General features: G+C 41.4%; 3 protein-coding genes and 2 pseudogenes. 1 reads left to right on the top strand and 4 read right to left on the bottom strand.

Annotated features, from left to right (window positions below; translation table 11 throughout):
- Positions 1–435: 435 nt before the first annotated feature.
- Complete coding sequence (locus F6K49_RS36890) at positions 436–609, top strand: hypothetical protein (RefSeq protein ID WP_293104892.1); 174 nt, start codon at positions 436–438, stop codon at positions 607–609.
- A 394-nt stretch (positions 610–1,003) separates the two neighbouring features.
- On the opposite strand, the pseudogene F6K49_RS36885 reads toward F6K49_RS36890, so the two are convergent.
- The 4 genes and pseudogenes from F6K49_RS36885 to F6K49_RS36870 all read right to left on the bottom strand — a co-directional run.
- Positions 1,004–1,132 (bottom strand): annotated as a pseudogene (locus tag F6K49_RS36885) (RNA-guided endonuclease TnpB family protein); the annotation flags it as partial.
- Between the two features lie 299 nt (positions 1,133–1,431).
- A complete protein-coding gene (locus tag F6K49_RS36880) occupies positions 1,432–1,722 on the bottom strand; it encodes a hypothetical protein (RefSeq protein WP_293104889.1) in 291 nt (96 codons plus the stop codon).
- A gap of 48 nt (positions 1,723–1,770) precedes the next feature.
- Positions 1,771–2,076 (bottom strand): annotated as a pseudogene (locus F6K49_RS36875) (zinc ribbon domain-containing protein); the annotation flags it as partial.
- An 85-nt stretch (positions 2,077–2,161) separates the two neighbouring features.
- Entirely contained in the window at positions 2,162–3,700 is a 1,539-nt protein-coding gene (locus F6K49_RS36870; protein WP_293104886.1) for a reverse transcriptase domain-containing protein, read from the bottom strand.
- Positions 3,701–3,813 lie beyond the last annotated feature (113 nt).

The raw sequence follows: 3,813 nt of genomic DNA, 5'->3' as shown, positions 1-3,813 counted from the left end.
GATGGGGATTGGCGATCTCAGGCAAACGACTCATGAACACAGTGCTTCAACTCGTTTTGTCATATAGATTACAGGCTACTCAGCCCGTCATTGAGTTCTCTTTAGATTTTCTTTACAAATCAGCTCTTAAGCAAAGTCAAACAGTTCACGAAAACTAAGGGTGCATTAAGGCCATAGGGAACGAGACAGGAAGCACTGATTACAACCTTCGAGTTAGTCGAGAGCACTTCACGGGTTACTTTTGCGGTATTGGATTCGGTAAATGCGGTTGTTGGCTTCTTCTGTTACTAACAGACTGCCATCTTTTAGCACCAGCAACCCAACTGGACGTCCCCAAGTGGTTGGTCCTGAGGAATCGATCAGAAAACCAGTCAGAAAATCTTCATAGTAGCCTAATGGTCGTCTATCAGTTTTGAAGGGGACAAAGACAACCTTTTGACACTCCCCGCCCTGGAAGGACGGGGATTCTTGCTTGGCCTTTGGCCACGCTACGCGAACAACGGGGTTACTTGTTTAACCAGGCCGGAGCCAGGAACAATAGAGGTCGCCTCGACCCAAGCGTATTTGGTTTATAACCTAGGTTTCGGTGTGCCGGAAACGAAACCTTAGAATAGTGGAGCCTTAATCAAAAAGGTTAAAACTTTTTACTCATAGCAGACTAACTATAAAGGCTCCACTATTCTTACGGTAACTTCTAACCCCACCGTACCATTACTAATTAACAAATTAAGATAAACATTTTTTTAGTGATCTTAGACTTTCATAGACTTCCAAATCGTTAGACTTGATTGTGCAACCTGATTATCTCAAAACAGGTTTTTTACACTGTCTACTTATTCTGTGATCATGTTCATCTAGAATACTATTTTTTTGTTATGTCTTTATCTTAGCACAAGGCCGTCCTGGAAGGACGGGGCGCGATTACCCAAATTTTTTGGTAATCAGGAACTAGGTCATCTGCGATCAGATCTCGTTCATTGACGGTAGTTTGACACTCCCCGGTCTAAAGACGCGGGGATTCTTTGTTCAACGATCCATCTTGCTCAACCAGGCCGGAACCAGGAAGAGTAGAGGACGGATCTCCCAAAGCGTTTTGGTTTAACACCAGGGTTCCGGTGTGCCCCACCGTACCTTGTCAGCCATGCAAAGCGCGAGTGGGGGGAACCCCCAAGACCGTAATGGTGCGCTTTCCGCATCTAATTATTAAATTCGCCACGGGTCGCACCTCTGCATCGCTTTTTTTATAGATAGATAGATACTTTTTTTATCTAATTTTTTTTCATAGACGTTTAAGTCGTTAGACCAAATTACGCAATATGTATCTGATACATATTTTTTACGTTGTCTACTTATGATTAGATAGTATTTATCTATTTTAGATTTTTTTGTTTATTATTTTAATATAACACGCAGTGCTAAAACTGTCAAGTTTTATCTTAAAAAGAAAGCCGTCCTATAAGGACGGGGCTTTAAACCCAAACTTTTTGGTAAATCCTTCAGGGTAATTTTAATCGGTTGGGGTGTGAGGGGTTTGGTATCGATTAGGGTTTTTGTCAATAAAGCATTTGTTTGTGCAGGTGCCTGAGCAATTTGGGGAGATTGCTCAGACGAGGACTTTTGTACAATCGGTGCAGCAGGTGCTTGAGTTGAGGTGCTGGTTGAACTACAGGCTACTACCGTAGTCATCAGCAGTTGCAGGATCAGGAAACGTGGGAAATTCATGGTCAGGACCAAAGGGTGATTTGGGATTGATCGTGACATCCTCCTACACTAACGCTTCGCGTATAGTGTAGGCTTCCCATCTTCACAAACGGGTATTCCTGCCCAAAGCCACTTATCTAGGATTTCTCCCCCGACAGATCGACTATTTGACAGGCGGTTTCCATTTCCCGAATTGTCCACGGGTACTAATTCCAATCCTCGCCATCTAATCACCTGAGCAGCTGCATGATCTCTGTGGGCTGTGTAGCCGCATTCAGGACATTTATGCTCTCTAACGCTCAAATCTTTCTTCACTGTGGCCTGACACTCAGGGCAAGTCTGACTAGTTCCACGGGGGTCTACTCGTTTAAAGTAGTCGGGTAAGGTGAGAAATGTTACCATCTCTCCCTCCCCTAAGAACCGGACTTGAGACTTTCATACTCATCCGGCTCAAGCCTAATCAGGTATCCTGGTGAAGCTTCTTATGTTTGGCTTTGTGACAGTGACTATGTAGAATCTGTAGATTCTTAGTTTCACTGTTTCCGCCTCGCTTGATAGGTATGGTATGATGTACCTCGAAGTTATCATCGAGTTCGATAGGTAGATTGCAAATAGGACATATCCCTTTTTGGTGAATATATACCTTTTCGTATTTGCTACCTTTGGTAAATTTGGACTTCCCCCATTTAGTCTTCCTTTTCTTCCAATATTCTTTTAGGTCAGGGTCAAAGGGGGATGAGTTTCCTTTTACCTTTTCAAATCTGATAATAGGTACATCTTTGGCTGCGTTGACTAGGATTTCCTCTTTCTTTCTTTTTCCACTTGATATGGTGAAGAAGTTCAAGGTATCTTTGTCAATGGTTTTGAAGTATTTCCTCTTAATCCACTTCCAGGCTTTCTTTGGATGTTGTCTCTTTAGATACCTGTATATGGAATTGAGAATTTTATACCTTACATTGTTGAATGTTTTCTTGGAGCATACGAATCTGTAATAGTTTAGCCATCCTCTAATCTTCGGATTTAGCTTTTTGATTACATCTTCTGTATTTAGTGCCCTAGCTTCATTCTTGAGTATGCTACGAATTTCCTTTAAGAATCTCTTAACTTCTTCCTTGTCAGGTGTTATTATACATGAATAGCATATTTCCTCCCTGATTTTGGCGTTTGGGGTCGGGATTCTTATAGCATTTGGTTTTAGATTTTTAAGCATTTTTCGTGCTTTCTTCTTGTACCTCTTGCTATCTAATCTCAGGGTTTTTGTCTTTCTTTGTTGAATCTGGAACCCCAGGAAGGAAAAACCTTCTTCTATTATGTTTCTGATTTTGGTCTTTTCTCTGTTGAGTTCCAGCCCCCTTTTTCTTAGCCATTTTTCTACTCTGGGGATTATTTCTTCCAGGTTTTCTTTTGTTTGGCTGGTGATTACGAAGTCATCTGCGTATCTAGCAAATCTGTATTTATCTACCTCCTTTTTCTTATTTATGGTTTTCCCTCTACTTCGAGTTGTGTAATCTATCTTACATTTTTCGGATATGACTTCTTGGAGTCCATCGAGGGCTATATTTGCTAGTAGTGGGCTGATGATTCCGCCTTGGGGTGTTCCTGAGTTGGTTGGATGGAATATCCTGTTATCCACGTATCCACATTTTAGCCATTTCTTGATTAGACTTCTTTTCGGTAGTCCTTCCAATTTATCCATGATGAAGCCATGAGATATATTGTCAAATGCTCCTTTAATATCTGCATCAAGAACCCAGTGGTGTGAGCTACCCTTTTTGAGGCCAGTGAACACTTCTTGGATGGCGTCGTGACAGCTTCTTCCAGGTCTGAATCCGTAACTATTGGGTTCAAAGCTTACCTCGAATACTGGTTCATATGCCATTTTTATTATGGCTTGACCTATTCGGTCTTTTATGGTTGGTATTCCTAAGGGTCTTTTCTTCCCATTTGATTTAGGTATATAGACTCTCTTGGTGGGGCTTACTTCACAGGGTAATCGCATTGAAAGAAAGTGATAAAATCACTGTAAATTGACCGAAAATTTGACAGTGAAAACTTGACAGTGTATCATAAGCCATGAAGAGCACTTAAGCCAAAGAAAATCTATCTAAGTAC

The sequence above is a fragment of the Moorena sp. SIO3I6 genome, assembly GCF_010672095.1.
This window is presented reverse-complemented; position numbering and strand designations above follow the sequence as displayed.

Excerpts from the sequence above, each read along its gene's own strand:
- F6K49_RS36870 (WP_293104886.1), bottom strand. The coding sequence starts at position 3,700 with ATGCGATTACCCTGTGAAGTAAGCCCCACCAAGAGAGTCTATATACCT.
- F6K49_RS36880 (WP_293104889.1), bottom strand. The coding sequence starts at position 1,722 with ATGAATTTCCCACGTTTCCTGATCCTGCAACTGCTGATGACTACGGTA.